At 36.4% G+C, this 22,422-nt stretch carries 18 protein-coding genes and 1 riboswitch; of the genes, 14 read left to right on the forward strand and 4 right to left on the reverse strand.

Annotation, left to right across the window (positions count from 1 at the left end):
• The first annotated feature begins 9 nt into the window (after window positions 1-9).
• The 7 genes from proC (at window position 10) to azu (ending at window position 6,677) form a co-directional block, all read left to right on the forward strand.
• Complete coding sequence (gene proC / locus ACR9EA_RS02115; RefSeq protein WP_435136840.1) at window positions 10-810, forward strand: pyrroline-5-carboxylate reductase; 801 nt, start codon at window positions 10-12, stop codon at window positions 808-810.
• Window positions 807-1,934: an aspartate aminotransferase family protein gene (locus ACR9EA_RS02120; protein ID WP_435136843.1), complete on the forward strand. Its 1,128-nt coding sequence runs from the start codon at window positions 807-809 to the stop codon at window positions 1,932-1,934. Before proC ends, ACR9EA_RS02120 begins: the two co-directional genes overlap by 4 nt.
• Before the next feature lies 1 nt (window position 1,935).
• Window positions 1,936-2,871, forward strand: coding sequence for an acetylornithine carbamoyltransferase (locus tag ACR9EA_RS02125; RefSeq protein WP_435136846.1), 936 nt, complete (start codon window positions 1,936-1,938; stop codon window positions 2,869-2,871).
• A gap of 1 nt (window position 2,872) precedes the next feature.
• On the forward strand, window positions 2,873-3,649 hold the full coding sequence (argB, locus tag ACR9EA_RS02130; RefSeq protein WP_435136849.1) for an acetylglutamate kinase: 777 nt from the start codon (window positions 2,873-2,875) through the stop codon (window positions 3,647-3,649).
• Entirely contained in the window at window positions 3,649-4,713 is a 1,065-nt protein-coding gene (locus ACR9EA_RS02135; RefSeq protein WP_435136852.1) for a M20 family metallo-hydrolase, read from the forward strand. The genes argB and ACR9EA_RS02135 overlap by 1 nt, the downstream gene beginning before the upstream one ends.
• Window positions 4,714-4,775: 62 nt before the next feature.
• On the forward strand, window positions 4,776-6,053 hold the full coding sequence (gene argH, locus ACR9EA_RS02140) for an argininosuccinate lyase (RefSeq protein ID WP_435136855.1): 1,278 nt from the start codon (window positions 4,776-4,778) through the stop codon (window positions 6,051-6,053).
• Window positions 6,054-6,071: 18 nt separating this feature from the next.
• Window positions 6,072-6,677, forward strand: a complete 606-nt coding sequence (gene azu / locus ACR9EA_RS02145; RefSeq protein ID WP_435136858.1) for an azurin — start codon at window positions 6,072-6,074, stop codon at window positions 6,675-6,677.
• A 96-nt stretch (window positions 6,678-6,773) separates the two neighbouring features.
• Here azu and leuB read toward each other — a convergent pair whose 3' ends face one another.
• From leuB to ACR9EA_RS02165, 4 genes are read right to left on the reverse strand one after another with little or no spacing between them, the layout of a single operon-like run.
• Window positions 6,774-7,892, reverse strand: a complete 1,119-nt coding sequence (leuB, locus tag ACR9EA_RS02150) for a 3-isopropylmalate dehydrogenase (protein ID WP_435136861.1) — start codon at window positions 7,890-7,892, stop codon at window positions 6,774-6,776.
• A gap of 36 nt (window positions 7,893-7,928) precedes the next feature.
• Window positions 7,929-8,534 carry a 3-isopropylmalate dehydratase small subunit gene (gene leuD / locus ACR9EA_RS02155; protein ID WP_435136864.1) on the reverse strand — a complete coding sequence of 202 codons (606 nt, stop codon included), beginning with the start codon at window positions 8,532-8,534 and terminating at the stop codon, window positions 7,929-7,931.
• Window positions 8,535-9,917, reverse strand: a complete 1,383-nt coding sequence (gene leuC / locus ACR9EA_RS02160; RefSeq protein WP_435136867.1) for a 3-isopropylmalate dehydratase large subunit — start codon at window positions 9,915-9,917, stop codon at window positions 8,535-8,537.
• A gap of 45 nt (window positions 9,918-9,962) precedes the next feature.
• On the reverse strand, window positions 9,963-11,138 hold the full coding sequence (locus ACR9EA_RS02165; protein ID WP_435136870.1) for a 2-isopropylmalate synthase: 1,176 nt from the start codon (window positions 11,136-11,138) through the stop codon (window positions 9,963-9,965).
• 148 nt (window positions 11,139-11,286) lie between these two features.
• On the opposite strand from ACR9EA_RS02165, the gene ACR9EA_RS02170 reads away from it, so the two are divergent.
• The 7 genes from ACR9EA_RS02170 to ACR9EA_RS02200 all read left to right on the forward strand — a co-directional run bounded on the left by ACR9EA_RS02170 (window position 11,287) and on the right by ACR9EA_RS02200 (window position 22,359).
• Window positions 11,287-12,831, forward strand: a complete 1,545-nt coding sequence (locus ACR9EA_RS02170) for a hypothetical protein (protein ID WP_435136873.1) — start codon at window positions 11,287-11,289, stop codon at window positions 12,829-12,831.
• Between the two features lie 94 nt (window positions 12,832-12,925).
• Window positions 12,926-13,049: riboswitch (SAM riboswitch) on the forward strand.
• A gap of 115 nt (window positions 13,050-13,164) precedes the next feature.
• Window positions 13,165-14,451, forward strand: coding sequence for an O-acetylhomoserine aminocarboxypropyltransferase/cysteine synthase family protein (locus ACR9EA_RS02175; RefSeq protein WP_435136876.1), 1,287 nt, complete (start codon window positions 13,165-13,167; stop codon window positions 14,449-14,451).
• Between the two features lie 46 nt (window positions 14,452-14,497).
• Window positions 14,498-17,896: a bifunctional aspartate kinase/homoserine dehydrogenase I gene (gene thrA, locus ACR9EA_RS02180; RefSeq protein WP_435136879.1), complete on the forward strand. Its 3,399-nt coding sequence runs from the start codon at window positions 14,498-14,500 to the stop codon at window positions 17,894-17,896.
• A 6-nt stretch (window positions 17,897-17,902) separates the two neighbouring features.
• Window positions 17,903-19,069 (forward strand): trans-sulfuration enzyme family protein, encoded by a 1,167-nt coding sequence (locus ACR9EA_RS02185; RefSeq protein ID WP_435136882.1) that lies wholly within the window; start codon window positions 17,903-17,905, stop codon window positions 19,067-19,069.
• A gap of 25 nt (window positions 19,070-19,094) precedes the next feature.
• Window positions 19,095-19,502, forward strand: a complete 408-nt coding sequence (locus tag ACR9EA_RS02190; protein ID WP_435136885.1) for an RrF2 family transcriptional regulator — start codon at window positions 19,095-19,097, stop codon at window positions 19,500-19,502.
• Between the two features lie 111 nt (window positions 19,503-19,613).
• Window positions 19,614-20,240 (forward strand): phosphoadenosine phosphosulfate reductase family protein, encoded by a 627-nt coding sequence (locus tag ACR9EA_RS02195; RefSeq protein ID WP_435136888.1) that lies wholly within the window; start codon window positions 19,614-19,616, stop codon window positions 20,238-20,240.
• Window positions 20,241-20,253: 13 nt separating this feature from the next.
• A complete protein-coding gene (locus ACR9EA_RS02200; RefSeq protein WP_435136891.1) occupies window positions 20,254-22,359 on the forward strand; it encodes a HEPN domain-containing protein in 2,106 nt (701 codons plus the stop codon).
• Window positions 22,360-22,422 lie beyond the last annotated feature (63 nt).

The raw sequence follows: 22,422 nt of genomic DNA on the forward strand, positions 1-22,422 counted from the left end.
CATAACCATATGAAAATTGCTATTATAGGAACAGGAAATTTAGGATATTCTATTGCGAAAGGTTTAATAACCAACAACGCCATTACAACACTGTATTTAACAAAAAGAAATGTACAGGCTTTAGAAGAATTTCAGGGTTATCCTAATGTGACCATTACAAGCGATAATGTGCTAGCTGTGCAACAGTCAGATATTTTAATTTTTGCAGTACAACCGGCTCATTTCGAAAAGGTGTTAGAGCAAATTGCACCTTATTTAACCGAAAAGCATGTGCTTATTTCTACAATTACAGGATTTTTAATTCCTAAGATAGAAAGTATTGTAGGCGAAAACCAGTTTATTATTAGAGCCATGCCTAATACCGCTATTGCTGTAGGGAAATCTATGACCTGCTTATGTAGTAACGAAGCAGGACAAAAACGAATTAAAATTGCAGAAGCTATTTTTAATCGTTTAGGACATTCGTTATGTATTCCAGAAAATCAAATGCAAGCCGCAACAGTAGTTTGTGCCAGCGGTATTGCTTTTTGGATGCGTTTAATAAGAGCGACTACTCAAGCCGCTATTCAATTAGGCTTCGATGCCGAAGTTGCTCAAGAATTATCTATGCATACTTGCGAAGGTGCTGCCAATTTATTAATACACAGTGGCAGTCATCCAGAAGAAGAAATAGATAAGGTAACAACGCCTAAAGGTTGTACTATTGAAGGCTTAAACGAAATGGAGCACAAGGGGCTAAGTTCGTCTTTAATTCAAGGTATGGTCGCGTCGTATAATAAAATTACTAATATTAAAAAGGATCAGATATGAGTTTATTTCCTGTGTATCCGCTTTACGATATCACGCCAGTTAGGGCGAAAGACGTTTTTGTTTACGACAATAAGAATGTAAAATATTTAGATCTATATGGCGGTCATGCCGTTATTTCTATTGGGCATACAAACACAACTTATGTCGAGCGTATCTCTAATCAATTAAAACAGATTGCTTTTTACAGTAATGCCATTCAAAATCCGTTACAAGAACAGTTGGCCGAAGAATTAACAACGTTTTCGGGGTGTAACGATTATCAGTTGTTTTTGTGTAATTCGGGTGCTGAAGCTAACGAAAACGCTTTAAAATTGGCGTCTTTCCATAACGGGAAATCAAAAATAGTAGCTTTTAAAAACGGATTTCATGGGCGTACATCGGCTGCGGTAGCAGCTACCGACAATGCTAAAATAGTAGCGCCTTTAAATGCACAACAAGCAGTCGATTTTTTTGAATTAGGTGATTTAGAAGGTGTTGAAAACGCTTTAAAAAAGGAAGATGTTTGTGCCGTAATTATAGAGTGCATTCAAGGTGTTGGCGGTTTAGATGAAAGCACTACCGAGTTTTATCAAGGTTTAGAGCGTTTATGTAAACAATATAATACCTGCTTAATTGCAGACGAGGTACAATCTGGTTTTGGTAGAACGGGCGATTTTTTTGCATTTCAGAAACACAATATAACGCCAGATATTATTTCTATGGCTAAAGGTATGGGGAATGGTTTTCCTATTGGTGGTATTTTAATCCACCCGAGTATTAAAGGAACCCATGGTTTATTAGGAACTACTTTTGGAGGAAACCACTTGGCTTGTGCCGCTTCTTTAGCAGTTTTAGAAGTCATGAAAGCGCAAGACTTATTAAATCATACTAAAGAGATTTCGGAATATTTTATAAAGAAAACAGAAGAGTTACCGCGTTTAAAAACCATTAAAGGGCGTGGTTTAATGCTGGGATTGGAATTTGATTTCCCGATAGCAGAACTTCGTAAGAATTTAATATTCGAGCACCACATATTTACAGGAAGTGCTAAAAATCCTAATTTATTAAGAATACTTCCGCCGTTAACGATTCAAAAAGAGCACCTATATATGTTCTTTGAAGCATTAAAAAAAGAGTTAAATTAACATGAAAAAATACACGCAAATACAAGATATTTCAAACCTTTCAGAAACCATTAAAGAAGCGATTCTTTTAAAAATGAATCCTTTTGAGTACGAGAATTTAGGAAAACGCAAAACTTTAGTTATGTTGTTTTTTAATTCGAGTTTACGTACTCGGCTTAGTACAGAAAAAGCCGCGAAAAATTTGGGGATGGAAGTAATGAGTCTGAATGTCAATGATGCGTGGAATTTAGAGTTCGAAGATGGTACCATCATGAACGCAAATACGTCGGAGCACGTAAAAGAAGCCGCGAAAGTTATTTCGCAGTATGCCGATATTATTGCCGTTAGAGCCTTTCCAGGTTTGGTGGATAAAGAAAAAGATGCTTCGGAGTATATCTTGAAAAGCTTCGAAAAATATGCGACGGTGCCTGTAGTAAATATGGAAAGTGCCACGGCGCATCCGCTACAGGCTTTAGCCGATGCCATTACCATTTCCGAATTAGCCGAAAAACCGAAGCCAAAAGTAGTCTTGTCTTGGGCACCACACCCTAAAGCTTTACCCCAGGCCGTGGCGAATTCGTTTGTAGAGATGATGCAGGAATTGGATATGGATTTAACCATAACGCATCCCGAAGGCTACGAATTGAATCCTGAGATTACCAAAAATACGCCTATTAATTACAATCAAGAGGAGGCTTTAAAAGACGCCGATTTTGTGTATGTAAAGAATTGGAGTAGTTATAACGATTACGGTCAAGTTTTAAATAAAGATCGCAACTGGATGATGACCAAAGAAAAATTAGGCCATGCCAAATTTATGCACTGCTTACCGGTTAGACGAAACGTAGTGGTAGAAGACGCTGTGTTAGATAGCGAGCAATCTGTTGTAATGCACGAAGCTAACAACCGTACTTATGCTGCGCAAATTGTGTTAAAAGAAATATTAGAATCGTTATAATATGGAAATACTAAAAGTAGTAAAAATAGGTGGTAATATTATTGACGATGAAGCCGCTCTAGCTCAATTTTTAACGGATTTCGCGAAGTTAAAAGGACCAAAGGTGTTAATACATGGTGGCGGTAAATTGGCTACAAAAATGGCAAACTCTATGCAGGTTGAGGTGAAAATGATTGACGGACGCCGTATTACAGATGCTGAAACTTTAGATATAATTACCATGGTGTATGCCGGTAAAATCAATAAAAATATAGTTGCACAGCTGCAAGCGAATTCCTGTAACAGTATTGGCTTTACAGGAGCCGATGGTAATATTATTGTGTCGGAAAAGCGTCCTGTAAAAACCATCGATTATGGATTTGTAGGCGATATTAAACAAGTTAACACAGCTGTTTTGGAAGTGTTGTTAAAAAACGACATTACGCCTGTGTGCTGTGCCATTACTCATAATAACAACGGACAATTATTTAATACGAATGCCGATACTGTAGCTTCGGAATTAGCCATTGCGCTAGCCAAAAGTTACGAGGTTGCATTGTACTATTGTTTCGAAAAAGATGGCGTTTTATTAGATGTAGAAAATCCTAATTCGGTAATAGAACACATCAATACCAGTTCGTTTGCTAGTCTTAAAGCCGATGGTGTTATTACAGATGGTATGTTGCCAAAACTGGATAATTGTTTTCATGCCATTTCTAACCAAGTTCATAAAGTATGCTTAGGCAAACCTAAAATGCTATTTAATCAAGATTCAAAATACACAACAATTCAAGCCTAATGACGACGACAAAACTAACCGAAGAGGCCATTTTATTACTTAAAAAATTAATTGAAACACCATCATTTTCATCGGAAGAAGATCAAACGGCTTTACTAATCGAAGCGTGGTTCACTTCGCATCAAATTCCGTTTAAACGCACCAAAAATAATGTTTGGGCAGTGAATGAAGATTTTACAGAAGGAAAACCAACGTTACTATTAAATTCGCATCACGACACAGTAAAGCCTAACAATGGCTATACCAAAGATCCGTTTAAAGCTATAGTAGAAGACGGAAAATTATATGGGTTGGGCAGTAACGATGCTGGCGGTTGCTTGGTATCGTTATTAGCTACATTTACTTATTTTTATAAGAAAAAAGATTTAAAATACAATTTGGTAATTGTAGCGTCGGCTGAAGAAGAAAGCAGTGGTCCAGATGGCTTAAATAGTATGTTGTCGGTAATACCACCAATAGATGTTGCAATAGTGGGCGAGCCGACTTTAATGAATTTGGCAATCGCCGAAAAGGGCTTGGTGGTTTTTGATGCTAAAGTAAAAGGAACCCCTAGCCATGCGGCACACCCTAATAACGATAACGCCATTTATAACACAATAGACGTTTTAAAATGGTTTAAAGATTATACTTTTGATAGACCTTCTGAAGCCTTAGGCGACGTTAAAATGACAGTGTCTCAAATAAAAGGTGGTAAACAGCACAACGCCATTCCTGCCGAAGTAGAATTGGTAATAGATGTTCGTGTGAACGATAAATATACCAATGCCGAAATTGCCGAAATTCTACAAAAAGAGGCGCCTTGCAGCGAGATTGTGCCTAGAAGTTTACGTTTAAATTCATCGTCTATACCAAAAGATCACGAATTGGTAAAAGCAGGTATTGCTATAGGGCGAACAACTTATGGTTCGCCAACACTATCCGATCAATCTGTATTGTCCTGTTCTTCATTAAAATTAGGGCCAGGCGACAGCACCAGATCGCATTCGGCAGACGAATTTATTTATGTAAACGAAATAGAAGAAGGTGTAGCTATTTACGTGCAGTTATTAGAAAAAATATTATAATTTTTACCGATTAACAACACGGCTTAATCGGTAGTTTAAATCATTATTAAAACCATATTACCATGAAACTTTGGGATAAAGGGCTTTCGATAGATAAAAAAATAGAGCAATTTACTGTTGGTAACGACAGGGAGATAGATATTTATATTGCCAAGTACGATGTAATTGCTTCAAAAGCGCATGCTAAAATGCTTAAAGAAATAGCAATTATTTCGGACGAAGAATTAGAGCAGTTGTTAGGCGGTTTAGCGGTTTTAGAACAGCAAATAGAAGAAGGTACTTTTGTAATCGAAGAAACGTTTGAAGACGTGCATTCTAAAATAGAATTCGAATTAACCAAAACGCTTGGCGATGTTGGAAAGAAAATACATACGGCGCGCTCCAGAAACGATCAGGTTTTAGTGGCTTTGCATTTGTATTATAAAGAAGAATTAAAAAGCATTCAAAAGAAAACAAAATCTTTTTTCGATACCTTATTAGAACTGGCAGAGACCTTTAAAGATAAACTGTTGCCAGGCTACACGCATTTACAGGTGGCCATGCCGTCGTCTTTCGGTTTGTGGTTGTCAGCTTATGCCGAATTGTTGATAGATGATGTATACTTGCTAAATGCAGCGTTAAAAGTAGTTGATCAAAATCCCTTAGGTTCGGCTGCTGGTTATGGCAGTTCGTTTCCTATAGATCGCGAGTTTACAACTGCCGAAATGAATTTTTCAACACTAAAATACAATGTGGTTGCGGCCCAAATGAGTCGCGGAAAAAGTGAAAGAACCATTGCTGCGGCCTTAGGAAGCATAAGCAATACTTTAGCGCGTTTTGCAATGGATATTTGCTTGTATATGAGTCAGAATTTTGGGTTTATTTCTTTTCCAGACGAGTTAACTACAGGTAGCAGTATTATGCCGCATAAAAAGAATCCAGATGTTTTCGAGCTAATTCGTGGTAAGTGTAATAAAATTCAAGCATTACAGTCAGAAATGGTTTTAATTACCAATAATTTGCCAAGCGGTTATCATCGCGATTACCAATTGTTAAAGGAAAATGTTATCCAGGCTTTCGAAGATTTAAAAGCGGTGTTAGATATTTTCAATTTCTCGATAGCGCAAATGCAGGCAAACGATATCAATTTGGAAGACGATAAATATAAGTTTCTGTTTACGGTAGATAATATTAATACCTTAGTGGTAAACGGAATGCCTTTTAGAGAGGCTTACAAAAAGATAGGGGGCGAGGTAGAAGCCGGAACCTATACGCCCGATACATCTAAAAAGCACACACATTTAGGAAGCATTCATAATTTGGGATTAACTGAAATTAGTCGTAAATTTCCTAAACAATAAATCTTAAATATAGTCATTATGAAAGTTGTAAAATCAAGTCTACTCTTATTGTCTTCTGTATTGTTACTTAATTGTGGAGGTAAAGAAGAAAAAAAATCATTTTCGTACGAAACAACTCCTGAAGCAACAACAGAAAGTTCAACAACTACAAATACACCAGCCGCTCCAGCGTCTGAGATGGAAACTTCAACTGAAGCGGCTACCGAATCTGAATCTGATACTTCTGAAGCAGCCAGCAGTACAGTAGAAACCGTTGCAGATATCATGTTGCATGGCGATGATAAAATGAGTTTCGATTTAAAAGAAATTAAAGTTAAACAAGGTCAAAATGTAAAGTTAACTTTAATGCATACGGGTAAGATGGCAAAGAATGTTATGGGGCATAATTTTGTGCTACTTAAACAAGGTGTAGATATGGCGAAATTTGCAGGATTGGCTGCAGCGGCAGCAGACCACGATTATGTTCCAGAAGGTAGCGAAGATGTTATCGCTCATACCAAACTAATTGGTGGTGGAGAAACAACTGTTATAGAATTTCCTGCTCCAGCGCCAGGTACTTACGACTTTTTGTGTAGTTTTCCTGGGCATTATGCTTTAATGAAAGGAAAGTTTATTGTAGAATAATTCATACGTAAATCTTTTTAAATATAAAAAGCGTCTCTTGAACTAAGAGACGCTTTTTTTGAATACAATTAAAAATATATTATAAACTTAAGAAAGTTAAATAATAGTAGATTGTCCTAAATGGATATTCGAAAAGTTATGATTAGAATCTTTAGGATTACTAATAAAATCTTCTATAAAATCACCAACTTTAGAGGTGGTAATATTGTCGTATTTACTATTTAAATCGGGTGTAGTAATATGTAACGCTAACGATTTATCTACAGCGGTTCTAATAAGGTCTGCTTCTTCATGTAAATCGAAATGATCTAACAGCAAGGCTGCCGATAAGATGGAAGCAATAGGATTTGCAATACCTTTGTTTGTAGCTTGCGGGAAAGACCCATGTATAGGTTCGAACATGGCATGTTTTTCGCCTACAGATGCCGATGCTAATAAACCAATAGAACCACCAATTACACTAGCTTCGTCGCTAATAATGTCTCCAAACATATTTTCGGTTAAAATAACATCAAATTGTTTTGGGTTTAATATCATTTGCATGGCTGCGTTGTCTACAAACAGAAAATCCAGTTCTACATCTTTGTAGTCTTTGGCAACGTCTTTTACTATTTTACGCCATAAACGCGAAGTTTCTAAAACATTAGCTTTATCTACTAACGTTAACTTTTTACGTCTGGATTGTGCGTTTTTAAAGGCTAAATGCGCAATACGTTCTATTTCTTCTCTTGAATATTCGCATAAATCTGATGCCGAGTTTCCGTCTTCGCTGGTTTCTTTTTTACCAAAATAAATACCACCTGTTAACTCGCGATAGATGCTAATATCTGTTCCTTTAATAATCTCCTTTTTTAAAGGTGATTTATCTAAAAGGGTATCGTAAGCTTTTACAGGACGAATGTTAGCAAATAGTCCAAGCGATTTTCTAAGCTTTAATAAACCTTGCTCCGGGCGTACTTTAGCCGAAGGGTCGTTATCGTACTTTGGGTCTCCTATAGCACCAAACAGCAACGCATCGGTGTTTTTACAAAGCTCTAAAGTAGCTTCTGGTAACGGATCGCCAGTTTCGTCTATAGCTACTGCACCAACAGGAGCATATTTAAAATTAAAAGTGTGGTCGAATTCTAAAGCAACAGCTTTAAGAACTTTTATGGCTTGAGCAGTGACTTCCGGTCCTATACCATCTCCTGCTAATACTGCTATATCTAGTTTCATAAGAATGTGTTTTTATGTGCTTAATATGCTATGCTGTTAATGCTCTATAGCAATGTGTTGCGATTTGGCTTCAAAAGCTAAAATTTCGTCTTTTTTACTTAAAAGGTAATCAATGTCGTCGTAACCATTTAATAAGCAAGTTTTTTTATAAGGATCGATATCGAAAGATTCTATAAGGTTAGAGTCTTTTATAGCAATGGTTTGTGCCTCTAAATCTACGCTTATTATCGTTTCTGGGTTGGCTTTTAGTTGTGTAAAGAGTGCTTTTAAAAACGCAGGCGATACCTGTATGGGTAACAGCCCATTGTTTAAAGCATTCCCTTTAAAAATATCTGCAAAAAAACTCGAAACAATTACTCTAAACCCATAGCCAGCAAGTGCCCAAGCGGCATGCTCACGGCTGGAACCACAACCAAAATTATCGCCAGCAACTAAAATGCTGCCAATGTAGGTGGTATCGTTTAGTACGAAATCTTCGTTTAAATCACCGTTTTTAGAATATCTCCAGTCTCTAAACACATTATCGCCAAAACCTTGCTTGTCCGTGGCTTTTAAAAAACGCGCTGGAATAATCTGGTCTGTATCTATATTTTCTATGTCTAATGGAATGGCTCTAGACTGAAAGGTTGTAAACTTTTCCATTTAGTTTAATTGTTTTGTAATGTCTATAATTTTTCCTTCTACGGCGGTTGCAGCTGCCACTAATGGGCTTGCTAAAATGGTTCTAGCTCCTTGACCTTGTCGGCCTTCAAAATTTCGGTTAGAGGTAGAAACGCAATATTCGTTTTGAGGAATTTTATCGTCGTTCATGGCTAAACACGCAGAACATCCAGGTTGGCGTAATTCAAAACCAGCTTCTAAAAAAATGTCTTTTAAACCTTCTTCTATAATCTGAGATTCTACTAATTTACTGCCAGGTACCAACCAAGCCGTAACGTTTGGCGCTTTATGCTTACCTTTTATGTATTGTGCTGCAATTCTGAAATCTTCAATTCTAGAGTTGGTACAACTGCCTATAAAAACATAGTTTATAGGTTTGTTAATTAAGGATTCCCCTTTTTTGAAATCCATATATTTTAACGACTTCTCGAATGAAGCATCGTCTAAAGCTGGAATGTTTTCGGAAATTTTAATGCCCATACCCGGATTTGTACCGTAAGTAACCATAGGCTCTATGTCGGCAGCATCAAAATTATATTCTTTATCGAAAACCGCACCGTCGTCTGTAGGCAGTGTTTTCCAATAGGCTACTTTTTTATCGAAATCGTCACCTTTAGGGGCAAACTCACGTTCTTTTACATAGTCGAATGTGGTTTGGTCTGGAGCAATCATACCGCCACGGGCGCCCATTTCTATACTCATATTACACACTGTCATGCGACCTTCCATGCTCATGTTTTCGAAAACATCGCCGGCATATTCACAAAAATATCCTGTACCAGCATTGGTACCTATTTTAGAAATAATGTATAAAATAACATCTTTAGGAAGCACGCCAGGCTTTAATTTGCCATTTACTGTAACGCGTAAACTTTTGGGTTTGGTTAACAGTAAGCACTGACTAGCAAAAACTTGAGCAACCTGACTGGTACCGATTCCAAAAGCAATGGTTCCAAATGCACCATGTGTAGAGGTATGACTGTCTCCACAAACGATGGTCATTCCAGGTTGTGTGATACCTAATTCGGGTGCCATAACGTGCACTATCCCATTGTATTTGTGACCTAATTCAAATAGTGTGATTCCGTTTTTGGTACAGTTTTTTGATAGCTGCTCAAGCTGATGTCTAGAAAGTGTGTCTTGTATTGGTAAATGTTGATTTAATGTTGGTGTATTGTGGTCTGCTGTGGCCACAATTTGATCTGGCCTAAAAATAGGAATGTTTCTGTCTTCAAGCTCGTTAAAGGCTTGCGGACTGGTAACTTCGTGTATTAAATGTTTGTCTATGTACAATATTTGTGGACCGTTTTCTATAGCATCGACCACATGTGCATCCCAAACTTTATCGAATAATGTTTTTTTCATTTCAATTCAATTACGCTGTATAGTTTATACAGGCTTTAAGCTTTTTTAAGCTGAAATAATTTGATTGTAAACGCTGCTGGTTTCAATAATTTGATGAATATCGGCATCGTTTATTTCTTTCTTTTTGTCTGCAAATTCAAGGAAATTAGCATACACTTCGTCTAATTGAAGTTTTGTTAATTCGTAACCTACGTTTTTTGCTCTGTAAGCTAATGCGGCTCTACCGCTTCTGGCTGTTAATACTATAGCAGACTCTGTAACACCTACATCTTTAGGATCTATAATTTCGTAGGTTTCTCTGTTTTTTATAACGCCATCCTGATGTATTCCCGAGCTGTGTGCAAAAGCATTGGCACCTACAATAGCTTTGTTAGGTTGGGTGTAAATACCCATGTGTTCTATAACCAATTGGCTCATGCCATATAGTAAAGACGTATTAATGTTAGTGTCTAGCTTTAAATCTGGATGCTGCTTTAAAATCATTACCACTTCTTCTAGGGCAGTATTTCCAGCGCGTTCTCCAATACCATTAATAGTACATTCTATTTGTCTGGCTCCGTTTATAACGCCCTCTATAGAATTCGCTGTAGCTAAACCTAAATCGTTGTGGCAATGGCAAGATAAAATGGCTTTGTCTATACCTTTTACGTTTTCTTTTAAGTATTTAATTTTAGCACCATATTCGCTTGGTAAGCAGTAGCCAGTAGTATCTGGAATGTTTAAAACAGTTGCACCTGCTTTAATGACTTCTTCGCAAACACGTGCTAAATAGGCGTTGTCTGTACGACCAGCATCTTCGGCATAAAACTCAACGTCTTCGGTAAATGTTTTTGCATAACGAACTGCTCTAACGGCGCGTTCAATAATAGCGTCGCGATTAGAATTGAATTTAAATTTAATGTGAGAATCGGATGTGCCAATACCTGTATGGATTCTAGATTTTTTGGCATAACGCAACGCTTCTCCCGCAACTTTAATATCGTTTTCTACAGATCTAGACAGACCACAAACGGTAGCATTCTTTACGATTTTTGAAATGGCTTCTACCGAAGCAAAATCTCCCGGACTTGACACTGGAAACCCAGCTTCAATAACGTCAACTCCCAGGAAATCCAGCTGCTCTGCAATAATTAACTTTTGCTCTTTATTTAATTTGCAACCTGGGACCTGCTCGCCATCGCGAAGCGTTGTGTCAAATATTTGAATGTTTGTGTGCGACATTTATTTAAATATATTTTCGTATTGTCTTACGAATTTATACTTTGGTTTTGTTTAAGAGGAACCTTATAATTGAAGTTTTACGATGTTTAAAAGGGCTTGTAATATTGTAAATACTTAATAATCAATTATTTATAATGTATATTATTTGATGATAAAAGATCAAAAAGATAATTTGTTTTTACTTGTAAAGTCGTTAACCAAGTCGGAAAAACGACAGTTTAAACTTTATGTCGGGCGTTTAGGGGTAAATGCCGATTCTAAATTTTTAAACCTTTTTAATATTCTGGATAAACTTCAAACTTACGACGAAGATTTTATTTTAAAACACGGCGATGTTAAAAAGCAACAACTCGCCAATGTTAAGGCTCATTTATATAAACAAATTTTAATAAGTTTAAAACTTAACCCCTCGCATCAAAACATTCGATCGCAAATTAGAGAGCAGTTAGATTTTGCTTCTATTTTATATCATAAAGGGTTGTATAAGCAAAGCTTAAAGATTTTAGATAAATCTAAAGAATTAGCCATACACAATGAAGAAAAGAATTTAGCTTACGAAATTGTAGAGTTCGAAAAGTTAATCGAATCGCAATACATTACGCGTAGTATTAGTGGCCGTGCAGACGAGCTTACCATTCAGGCTAAAGAGTTAAGCTACTTAAATGTTATTGCTAGTAAACTATCTAATTTATCGCTTCAATTGTATGGGTTGTTTTTAAAAACGGGATATGCAAGAAACAGGGTAGAGGCCGAAGAAATTTCAACCTATTTTTATAAAAGACTTCCTAAATACGACATTCAGAAATTAAGTTTCAGAGAAAAATTGTGGCTTTATAAAGCCTATTTATGGTATAGTTTTTTAATGCAAGACTTTAAGAACTGCTATAAATATGCAACCAAATGGGTGAATTTATTTTACGATAATCCTAGCATGATTAATCTACATCCAGTATTTTTTTTAAAAGGAAGTAATTATTTGCTAGAGGCTTTGTTTTATGTTAGACGTCGCGATAAGTTCGAAAAAGCGCTGCATAGAATGATAGATATGGTAAACAGTAAAACTTTTTATAAAGACGAAAATGTTGAAGCGCTGGCGTTTTTGTACATCAATTTAAACAGAATTAATTTACATTTTATAGACGGTTCGTTTAATGAAGGATTGCTAATTGTTCCTGAAATTGAAACCCAATTAAAGCAATACAGTAACCGAATAGACGAACACCATACCATGACGTTTTACTACAAGTTTGCTAGTTTGCATTTTGGTGTTGGTAATAATAAAGAGTGTATAGCGTATCTCGATAAAATTATATCTAACAAAAGCTTGTCTATGCGTGAAGATTTATTGTGCTTTTCTAGAGTGCTAAATTTAGTAGCGCATTACGAGGCAGGACTCGATTACCACATAGAAAGCCTTTTGCGTAGTACATATAAGTTTTTAATAAAAATGAACGATTTACACGAAGTGCAAAAGGAAATGATAAAATTTATAAAGGGCTTACAAGATATTTATCCGCAGGATATTAAAAAAGCTTTCGAAGCCTTGCGAGACACTCTAAAAACTTTTGAAGACCACCCGTACGAGCGTCGTGCCTTTTTATATTTAGATATTATTTCTTGGCTTGAAAGCAAAATTGAAAATAAACCAGTGGGACAAATTATAAGAGATAAATATTTAGCCGCACAAGGGTGAGATTTATTTTTTTCTGAAAAAAGACTTAAATAATTTGGAAAATCAACTTTTCTAATTGAATATTTGCATTCACAAAGTTCAATGCTATATTGAAATGTTATCAAGAAAGGTGGAGGGAATAGACCCGCTGAAGCCTTAGCAACCCTTTAACTTATAAAGAAGGTGCTACATTCTACTTAAAAACCGATTCATTTATCGGGGATTTAGATAGATAACTAAACAAAATTACTGCAGTAGTTTTAAATTTTCTTTTTAACATTTTTCTATCAGTTCGTCCTAAACAGACGTATTTGGCTTTTAGTTTTAATTTAATTAACTCAAAAAGAAAGAAAAATGAGTACACAAAAATTCGCAACCCAGGCGTTGCACGCAGGGCACGATGTAAAACAAAACGCAGGCACACGCGCCGTGCCTATTTATCAAACATCATCGTATGTGTTTAACGATTCTAATCACGCAGCAAATTTGTTTTCGTTGGCAGAACCTGGTTTTATTTATACCCGATTAAACAACCCTACAAACGATATTTTAGAGCAGCGTTTAGCGGCAATAGAAGGTGGTATTGCGGCAGTTGTTACGGCTTCTGGTACGGCAGCCATAACAACTACGCTATTAACTTTATTAAAAGCCGGCGATCATATTGTAGCTTCTAATAGTTTGTATGGTGGTACATTTAATTTGTTATCGGTTACTTTGCCAAGACATGGCATAACAACCACTTTTGTAGATCCGTCCGAGGCGAATAATTTTCAATCGGCTATTCAGGCTAATACCCGAGTAATATTTGTAGAGTCGTTAGGGAATCCGAAGTTGGATGTGTTGGATTTGGAAGCAATTTCAGCTGTTTCAAAAGCAAATCAGTTACCTTTTATTGTAGATAATACAGTGGCATCTCCAGCTTTACTAAACCCGATTAAGCACGGTGCAAATATCGTTATTCATTCCTTAACAAAATATATAAACGGTAATGGCACCAGTTTAGGTGGCGCCATTATAGATGCCGGAACGTTTGATTGGGCTAATGGTAAGTTTCCGGAATTTACAGAGCCTTCGGCGGGATATCATGGCTTAGTGTATAGCGAGGTGTTGAAAGAAGCGGCTTTTATTGCGAAAGTAAGGATTGAAGGCTTGCGCGATTATGGTAGCGCTTTGAGTCCGTTTAATGCGTTTCAAATCATTCAAGGTTTAGAAACTTTAGAAATCCGAATTAAAAAACACAGCGAAAATGCTTTAGCATTAGCGCAATGGTTAGAAGCACAAGAAGCCGTTGCTTGGGTAAATTATCCAGGATTAGAAAGCAGTAAGTACAAAACTTTAGCCGATACATATTTACCAAAGGGACAAAGTGGTTTGGTAACTTTTGGACATAAAGGCGGTTTTGAAGCTGCTAAGATTATTGCCAATAACACCAAATTATTCTCGCTCTTAGCCAATATAGGCGATACTAAATCTTTAATTATTCATCCGGCTAGTACCACGCACCAACAATTAGACGAGGCTGCTCAGGCATTAACAGGAGTTACTCAAGATTTAATTCGGTTGTCTGTTGGCATAGAAGATCTAGAAGATTTAAAATTAGATTTACAACACGCGTTTAAAGCAGTAGAAAACGCATTATAATTTTTAAGTTTACAGTTTTAAAACGATAGTTTTATAATATTACTTCATGAACAATTTACAATTCATACAAATTGAATCCTATACAACCTTAAGCGGTGCAACATTACCTATTCAATTATCTTATCAGGTATTTGGTAGGCCATTGCACGAAGCACCTATTGTACTCGTTAATCACGCATTAACAGGAAATAGCGATGTTGCTGGGCAAAGTGGTTGGTGGAAAGACCTTATTGGCGATAACAAAATAATAGACACCCTAAAATATACCGTTCTGGCTTTTAACATACCTGGTAATGGTTACGATGGGTTTATAATAGAAAACTATAAGGATTTTGTGGCAAGAGACATTGCCAATATTTTTTTAAACGGCCTTCAGGTTTTAAATGTTAAAGAGGTTTTTGCTTTAATAGGCGGATCTTTAGGTGGAGGTATTGCTTGGGAAATGGCCGTGTTAAATCCTACCTTAGCAGAACATTTAATTGTTGTTGCCACCGATTGGAAGTCTACCGATTGGTTAATAGCAAATTGCCAGATTCAAGAGCAGTTTTTAACCAATTCTAACAACCCTGTACACGATGCACGTATGCATGCCATGCTATGTTACCGTACACCAAAATCGTTTAAGGAACGCTTTCATAGAAGTAAAAATGAAGATTTAGAGATTTTTAATGTCGAGAGCTGGTTGTTGCATCATGGTAATAAGCTGCAAGAACGGTTTCAGCTTTCAGCCTATAAATTGATGAATCAGTTGTTAAAAACAATCGATGTTACTAAAGATAGAGCAGAAGATGTAAACGTATTAGATATTATAACGTCGAACATTACCATAATAGGTGTCGATTCCGATTTGTTTTTTACTGCCGAAGAAAATCGGGAAACCCAAAAACAATTGGCACTCACACATCCAAATGTTACTTATAACGAAATTCATTCAGACCACGGTCACGATGCTTTTTTAATAGAATTCGAACAATTGGAGCATATAGTAGAAGGGATTTTTAAGCCCGAATTAAAACATAAACGTATGAAAGTATTAAAGTTTGGAGGGAAATCTTTAGCTAATGGAGAAGGTTTGGATACCGTACTTGATATTATTGAAAATAAAGTTAAGAACGAAGAAAAGATAACAGTTGTACTCTCGGCCAGAGGCAACACTACCGATGTTTTAGAATCTATTTTAGATTTGGCAAAATCTGGCGCGTCTTACAAAAAAGATTTAGAAGCCTTAAAAACCTATCAGACCACACCGTTAGAGACCATAGATTTTACCGAAGAATTTTCGGTTTTAGACAAAGTTTTTAATGGTGTAAAACTGTTGGGAGATTATAGCGAAAAAATAAAAGATGAGGTGTTGGCACAAGGCGAATTGATGTCGGTGAAATTAGTGTCGGAGCTCTTAAAACAACGCGGTGTTAAGGCTTTTGCAACAGACGCCAGACAACTTATAAAAACCGATAATACTTTTGGTAATGCCCAGCCTAATACTAAGGTTTCTAAAGAATTGGTGGTCAATCATTATAAAAAAAATAATGCCAATACTGTTAATGTGGTTACTGGTTTTATAGCCTCAAATCAAGATAACGATACTACAACTTTAGGTAGAAACGGAAGCAATTACACCGCATCGTTATTGGCTAATTTTTTAGATGCCGAGGAGCTTCAAAACTATACACATGTAAACGGAATTTATACGGCCAATCCAGATTTAGTTCCAGATGCCAAGAAAATAGAGCAGCTTACTTTTGCAGAGGCTAACGAATTAGCAAATTTCGGAACCACGGTATTACATGCCAAAACCATTATTCCGTTGTTGGAAAAAAATATTGCCTTACGCATTTTAAACACTTTTAACAGCGAAGATCAAGGGACTTTAATTACTGCAAAAACCAATACGAAGGGCATAAAATCGCTATCGGTTTTAGATAATGTAGCTTTAATTAATTTAGAAGGTCGCGGATTGCTGGGTAAAGTAGGTGTCGATGCGCGTGTGTTTAAAACTTTAAGTGCTAACGATATTAGTGTGAGTATCATTTCTCAAGGCTCGTCCGAACGTGGTCTTGGTCTTGTTGTCGATGCTAATAAGGCCTCGCTGGCAGCTATTGCATTAGAGCGTGAGTTTGAAACCGATTTTTATGTTCAGGATGTTAATAAAATAGGTATTATAGACGATGTTGCGGTAATTTCTATTGTGGGGCAGGATTTAAGTACGTTCCATAAGCCGTTTAATGCCCTAATAAAAAACCAGATTGTACCCTTGTTGTTTAACAACACGATAACTGGTGAGAACGTGAGTTTGGTGGTTAGAAAATCGGAACTACATAAAGCGCTTAATGTAATTCATGGCGAGATTTTTGGGATTTCCAAAAAGATAAATCTAGCTGTTTTTGGTCATGGTTTGGTTGGTGGTACGTTAATCGATCAGATTATTGCTTCAGCACACGATATCGAAAAACGCAAAGGCATTAAGTTGAATATTTTTGCCATAGCCAATTCTAGAAAAGCCTTACTGAATAAAAATGGAATAGATGGCGATTGGAGAGAAACCCTGCAAGAGAAGGGAAAGGCGTATACTTTAGAGAGTTTGGTGACTTATGCAAAAAAACATCATTTAGAAAATTTAATAGCTATAGATAATACAGCAAGTGCCAAATTTGTAGAAAATTACATCCCGCTAGTGGAACAAGGTTTTGATTTGGTGTCGTCTAATAAAATAGCGAATACTATCGATTTTAATTTTTACAGCGAATTGCGCGAAGTACTGGCAAAAAATCAAAAGCGTTATTTGTACGAAACCAATGTTGGCGCAGGATTACCGTTAATAGATACTATTAAATTATTGCATTTGTCTGGCGAAAATATTACCAAAATCCGAGGTGTGTTTTCGGGATCTTTAAGTTATTTATTCAATAATTATTCGGTGAAAAACGAGCCGTTTTCTAAAATTTTACAAGAAGCTGTAGATAAAGGATTCACCGAGCCAGATCCGCGAGAAGATTTATGTGGTAACGATGTTGCGAGAAAATTGTTAATTTTGGCAAGAGAGCTCGATTTACATAACGAGATAGCCGATGTAGATATTCAGAATTTAATTCCAGAACATTTACGTAGCATAGACGCCGAAACGTTTTTACAGTCGTTTGCCGATATGGATGATTTATATCAGACAATAAAAGCAGATCAAAAACTAGGGCATGTTTTAAGATATATAGGTGATTTGCATGGGAATTTAGCCGATGAGAAAGGTGCTAAATTAGAAGTGAAATTGGTATCTGTTCCAGAAAGCTCGCCTTTAGGTGCTTTAAAAGGATCGGATTCTATTTTCGAGATTTATACCGAATCTTATGGCGATCAACCAGTAGTTATTCAAGGTGCTGGAGCTGGTGCAGCGGTTACCGCTCGTGGTGTGTTTGGAGACATTTTAAGATTAACAGAAAAAAATATTTAATATAAAATGAAAGAGAATCATTTTGAAACCGAAGCGATACGCACACAATTAGAACGTTCTCAGTTTTTAGAACATTCTAGTCCTCTATATTTAAGTTCTAGTTTTGTTTTTGAAGACGCCGAAGATATGCGAGCGTCGTTTACCGAAGAGAAAATACGTAATATTTATAGCAGGTTTACTAACCCAAATACTTCCGAGTTTGTAGATAAAATGTGCAAACTGGAAGGGGCAGAAAGCGGCTATGCTTTTGCTACAGGAATGTCGGCAGTGTTTTCAACCTTTGCAGCGCTTTTAAATAGTGGCGATCATGTAGTGTCGTGTAGTTCGGTATTTGGTTCTACGCATACATTATTCACCAAATATTTGCCTAAATGGAATATCACAACATCATATTTTAATGTTAATGAGGTAGATGCCATTGAAGCACTGATAACACCAAACACTAAAATTCTATATGCTGAAAGCCCTACCAACCCGGCAGTCGATATTTTAGATTTGGAAGTGTTGGGTGAGATTGCTAAAAAACATAATCTGTTATTGGTCATCGATAATTGCTTTGCGACGCCTTATTTACAAAATCCAATTCAATTTGGAGCTGATATTGTTATCCATTCAGCAACAAAATTAATAGATGGTCAAGGCCGTGTTTTAGGTGGTGTTGCTGTTGGTCGAGCCGATTTAATTCGGGAAATTTATTTATTCTCTAGAAATACAGGGCCTGCTTTATCGCCATTTAATGCTTGGGTATTGTCTAAAAGTTTAGAAACTTTAGCTGTTCGTGTAGATAGACATTGCGAAAATGCTGTTAAGGTTGCCGAGTTTTTAGAAGGGCATGATCGTGTAGCTTTAGTAAAGTATCCGTTTTTAAAATCGCATCCACAATATCATATCGCTAAACAGCAAATGAAACAAGGTGGTAATATTATCGCGTTTGAAGTAAAAGGAGGAGTAGAAGCTGGGCGTGAGTTTTTAAACAGAATACAAACACTGTCTTTGTCTGCTAATTTAGGCGATTCTAGAACTATCGTAACGCATCCGGCATCTACAACGCATAGTAAATTGAGTACAGAAGACCGTATGGAAACAGGAATTACCGATGGTTTGGTAAGAATATCGATAGGTTTAGAACACCCAGACGATATTATAAACGATTTAAACCAGGCCTTAAACTAATTCCGAAAAAAAAGTATATTTGTTTATGCTTTCAAAGAAAACAAAATACGGCCTAAAGGCACTCATTTTTTTGGCACGACAGGAATCTAATGCCCCCGTGCAAATAAGTGCCATTTCTAAAAGTGAAAATATATCTCAGAAATTTTTAGAAAGTATTCTGTTAACACTCCGTAAAATTGGTGTTTTAGGATCTAAAAAAGGAAAAAACGGGGGGTATTATTTATTAAAATCCCCCGAAGATATTAAAATGTCTTTAGTAATGCGCACCTTAGAAGGTCCTATTGCTATGGTGCCTTGTGTGAGTTTAAACTTTTACGAAAAATGCGACGATTGCCCAGACGAAACCTTGTGCGGCGTGCATAAATTAATGATAGAAGTTAGGGATAATACCTTAAATATATTCAATAACAAATCGTTAGCCGATTTAATTTAATCATTTTTTTGCAGTTTTAATTTGCGTATATCATATGCATCTTATACATTTGTATTAAAATCTACTAATCCGATAGGAATAACGGATGTAGTATTAAAAAACAAACAGCTTATGTTAGGTAAAACGATAGACATCTCTTATTGGAATGAGCAATTGCGAGATAAAACCCCAGACGAAATTATAGACTGGGCCTTGACGTTAACAGATAAGAGAATTGTTACCACAAGTTTTGGTGTGTATAGCGCAGTGCTTTTAAGCACTTTTGCAAGAAAAGATAAAGATATATATGTGGTATGGTGCGATACGTTGTTTAATACACCAGAAACGTATCAGCACGCTAGTCGTTTAATAGAAGAGTATCAATTAAATATAAAAAAATACGAACCACTTAAAAGTAAAGCTGAAATAGATGCCACTTTGGGTATTCCAGAGGTGAATTCACCTAAACACGAAGCGTTTACAGAAGTGGTAAAGTTAGAGCCTTTTAGGAGAGCTTTGGCAGAAGAGCAACCAGAACTTTGGTTTACAAATATAAGAGTAAGACAAACCGAGTACCGAAAGTCTAAAGATATTTTAAGCTTAAGTAAAGAGGGAATTTTAAAAGTAAGTCCGTTTTATTATTGGTCAGACGAAGATTTAGATGCTTATGTGTTAGAGCACAAACTTCCTAAAAATCAATTTTATTTCGATCCTACAAAAGCGTTACAAAACAGAGAGTGTGGTATACACTTTCAATAAATGAAGAAGCATCATGCAAAGTTTTAGAACAGAAATAGAAAACCCAATTGTCGAGAAAGATATAATCGAATTAGAAAAGAAAATTCGATTATTTAAAGAAGGGCGTATAGCCGATGAGGGATTTAGAAGTTTGCGATTAGCGCGCGGAATTTATGGACAACGCCAACAAGGTGTGCAAATGATTCGTATAAAATTACCTTACGGAAAAGTAACTTCTAAACAACTGTTAAGAATATCGGATGTTTCAGACGAGTATTCAACAGGAAGGTTGCACATTACCACACGCCAAGACATACAAATTCACTATGTAAGCTTAGACGATACACCAGAATTATGGGCGAAATTAGAGCAAGACGATATCACCTTGCGCGAAGCCTGTGGTAATACTGTTAGAAATGTTACTGCAAGCGAAACAGCGGGAATCGATGTTAACGAACCTTTTGATGTAACGCCTTATGCACATGCGGCTTTCGAATTCTTTTTAAGAAACCCAATTTGTCAAGAAATGGGGCGAAAGTTTAAAATGTCGTTTTCGTCTTCAGATGCCGATACGGCCTTAAGTTACATTCACGATTTAGGATTCATTCCAAAAATTAAAGATGGCGAGCGTGGTTTTAAAGTGATGTTGGGAGGCGGATTAGGATCGCAACCAAGAAATGCAGATATTATTTATGAATTTTTGCCAACCTATAAAATCATTCCTTTAATAGAAAGTGTATTGCGTATTTTCGATCGTCACGGCGAGCGTGCTAGACGTATGAAAGCACGTATGAAGTTCTTAATAAAAGATGAAGGCTTAGATAAGTTTTTAGAATTGGTAGAAGCCGAACAAAAAGCTTTGGCGCATCAGGAATATCATATTCCTGTTCAGGAGGAAACCATAAAAGTGTCGCAGGCTGAAGTACCTCAAGTAACTATAGACGATGAAAATGCTTACAAAAGCTGGAGAGCTTTAAATGTGATTCCGCAAAAGCAAGACGGTTTATATGCTGTGGGAATAAAAGTGAAATTAGGCGATTTTTATACTGATAAAGCCAGAAAATTAGCCGCCTTAATTCGCGATTATGCAGCCGATGAATTACGCTTTTCTCTAAGACAGAACATATTAATTCGTCACGTACGAGAAGATTTGTTGCCATATTTTTATCAAGAATTAAAAGCTCTAGATTTCGTAGATGCTGGTTACAATGCTACAACAGATATTACAGCATGTCCAGGAACAGATACTTGTAATTTAGGTATTGCAAGTAGTACAGGGATGGCCGATGCTCTAGAAGAGGTGTTGTACAAAGAATATCCGCAATACATCAATAATCAGGATATCGCAATCAAAATTAGCGGTTGTATGAATGCCTGTGGGCAACACAATATGGCTCACATTGGTTTTCAAGGTATGTCTATCAGAACTAAAGATAAACTAGTTGCGCCAGCCGTACAAGTGTTGTTAGGAGGTGGTGTTTTAGGAAATGGAGAAGGCCGTTTTGCCGATAAGGTTATTAAATTGCCATCTAAACGTGGGCCACAAGCTTTACGTCTTATTTTAGACGATTTTGAAGCTAATGCTAATCCAGGCGAATCGTTTTTAGATTATTACGATCGCCAAGATGGTCAGAAATATTTTTACAACTTTTTGGTAAGCCTTTCGGATACCGATAACTTACAACCAAACGATTTTATAGATTGGGGGAATACCGACGAGTACAAACAAGAAGTAGGTGTAGGAGAGTGTGCTGGAGTTGTTATAGATTTAGTAGCGACGTTACTTTTAGAAGCGAAAGAAAAAGTAGATAAAGCTGATGAGGCTTTTGAAGCAGGTCGTTTTGCCGATGCTATTTACTATGCTTATACTGGGCAAGTAAATGCAGCTAAAGCCTTACTGCTTTCTGAAGATAAGAAAACCAATTCGCAAGCAAATATTATCAATTTGTTTGATGAAACTTTTATAGAAACCAATAAAATAGAATTACCAACTAACGTTCGTTTTTCAGACTTCATTTACGAAATCAATAAAAACGAACCAAATCAAGAATTTGCAACCACATATATTAGTCAAACCAAAGCTTTTTTCAATACCATTGAAGTTTTTAGATCACGCGAATTAGTCTATGCAAACAACTAACAACATACCGGACTTTTCGGTAATAAGTGACAGATTATTAGGGGAAAAAAGATCACTTATTAA

Origin of the sequence: Formosa sp. A9 (genome assembly GCF_051200825.1) — a bacterium.
Lineage (GTDB): Bacteria > Bacteroidota > Bacteroidia > Flavobacteriales > Flavobacteriaceae > Formosa.

Bases quoted from the DNA above. Each gene is read 5' to 3' on its own strand.
- proC (WP_435136840.1), top strand. From the start codon at position 10: ATGAAAATTGCTATTATAGGAACAGGAAATTTAGGATATTCTATTGCG.
- ACR9EA_RS02120 (WP_435136843.1), top strand. From the start codon at position 807: ATGAGTTTATTTCCTGTGTATCCGCTTTACGATATCACGCCAGTTAGG.
- ACR9EA_RS02125 (WP_435136846.1), top strand. From the start codon at position 1,936: ATGAAAAAATACACGCAAATACAAGATATTTCAAACCTTTCAGAAACC.
- argB (WP_435136849.1), top strand. From the start codon at position 2,873: ATGGAAATACTAAAAGTAGTAAAAATAGGTGGTAATATTATTGACGAT.
- ACR9EA_RS02135 (WP_435136852.1), top strand. From the start codon at position 3,649: ATGACGACGACAAAACTAACCGAAGAGGCCATTTTATTACTTAAAAAA.
- argH (WP_435136855.1), top strand. From the start codon at position 4,776: ATGAAACTTTGGGATAAAGGGCTTTCGATAGATAAAAAAATAGAGCAA.
- azu (WP_435136858.1), top strand. From the start codon at position 6,072: ATGAAAGTTGTAAAATCAAGTCTACTCTTATTGTCTTCTGTATTGTTA.
- leuB (WP_435136861.1), bottom strand. From the start codon at position 7,892: ATGAAACTAGATATAGCAGTATTAGCAGGAGATGGTATAGGACCGGAA.
- leuD (WP_435136864.1), bottom strand. From the start codon at position 8,534: ATGGAAAAGTTTACAACCTTTCAGTCTAGAGCCATTCCATTAGACATA.
- leuC (WP_435136867.1), bottom strand. From the start codon at position 9,917: ATGAAAAAAACATTATTCGATAAAGTTTGGGATGCACATGTGGTCGAT.
- ACR9EA_RS02165 (WP_435136870.1), bottom strand. From the start codon at position 11,138: ATGTCGCACACAAACATTCAAATATTTGACACAACGCTTCGCGATGGC.
- ACR9EA_RS02170 (WP_435136873.1), top strand. From the start codon at position 11,287: ATGATAAAAGATCAAAAAGATAATTTGTTTTTACTTGTAAAGTCGTTA.
- ACR9EA_RS02175 (WP_435136876.1), top strand. From the start codon at position 13,165: ATGAGTACACAAAAATTCGCAACCCAGGCGTTGCACGCAGGGCACGAT.
- thrA (WP_435136879.1), top strand. From the start codon at position 14,498: ATGAACAATTTACAATTCATACAAATTGAATCCTATACAACCTTAAGC.
- ACR9EA_RS02185 (WP_435136882.1), top strand. From the start codon at position 17,903: ATGAAAGAGAATCATTTTGAAACCGAAGCGATACGCACACAATTAGAA.
- ACR9EA_RS02190 (WP_435136885.1), top strand. From the start codon at position 19,095: ATGCTTTCAAAGAAAACAAAATACGGCCTAAAGGCACTCATTTTTTTG.
- ACR9EA_RS02195 (WP_435136888.1), top strand. From the start codon at position 19,614: ATGTTAGGTAAAACGATAGACATCTCTTATTGGAATGAGCAATTGCGA.
- ACR9EA_RS02200 (WP_435136891.1), top strand. From the start codon at position 20,254: ATGCAAAGTTTTAGAACAGAAATAGAAAACCCAATTGTCGAGAAAGAT.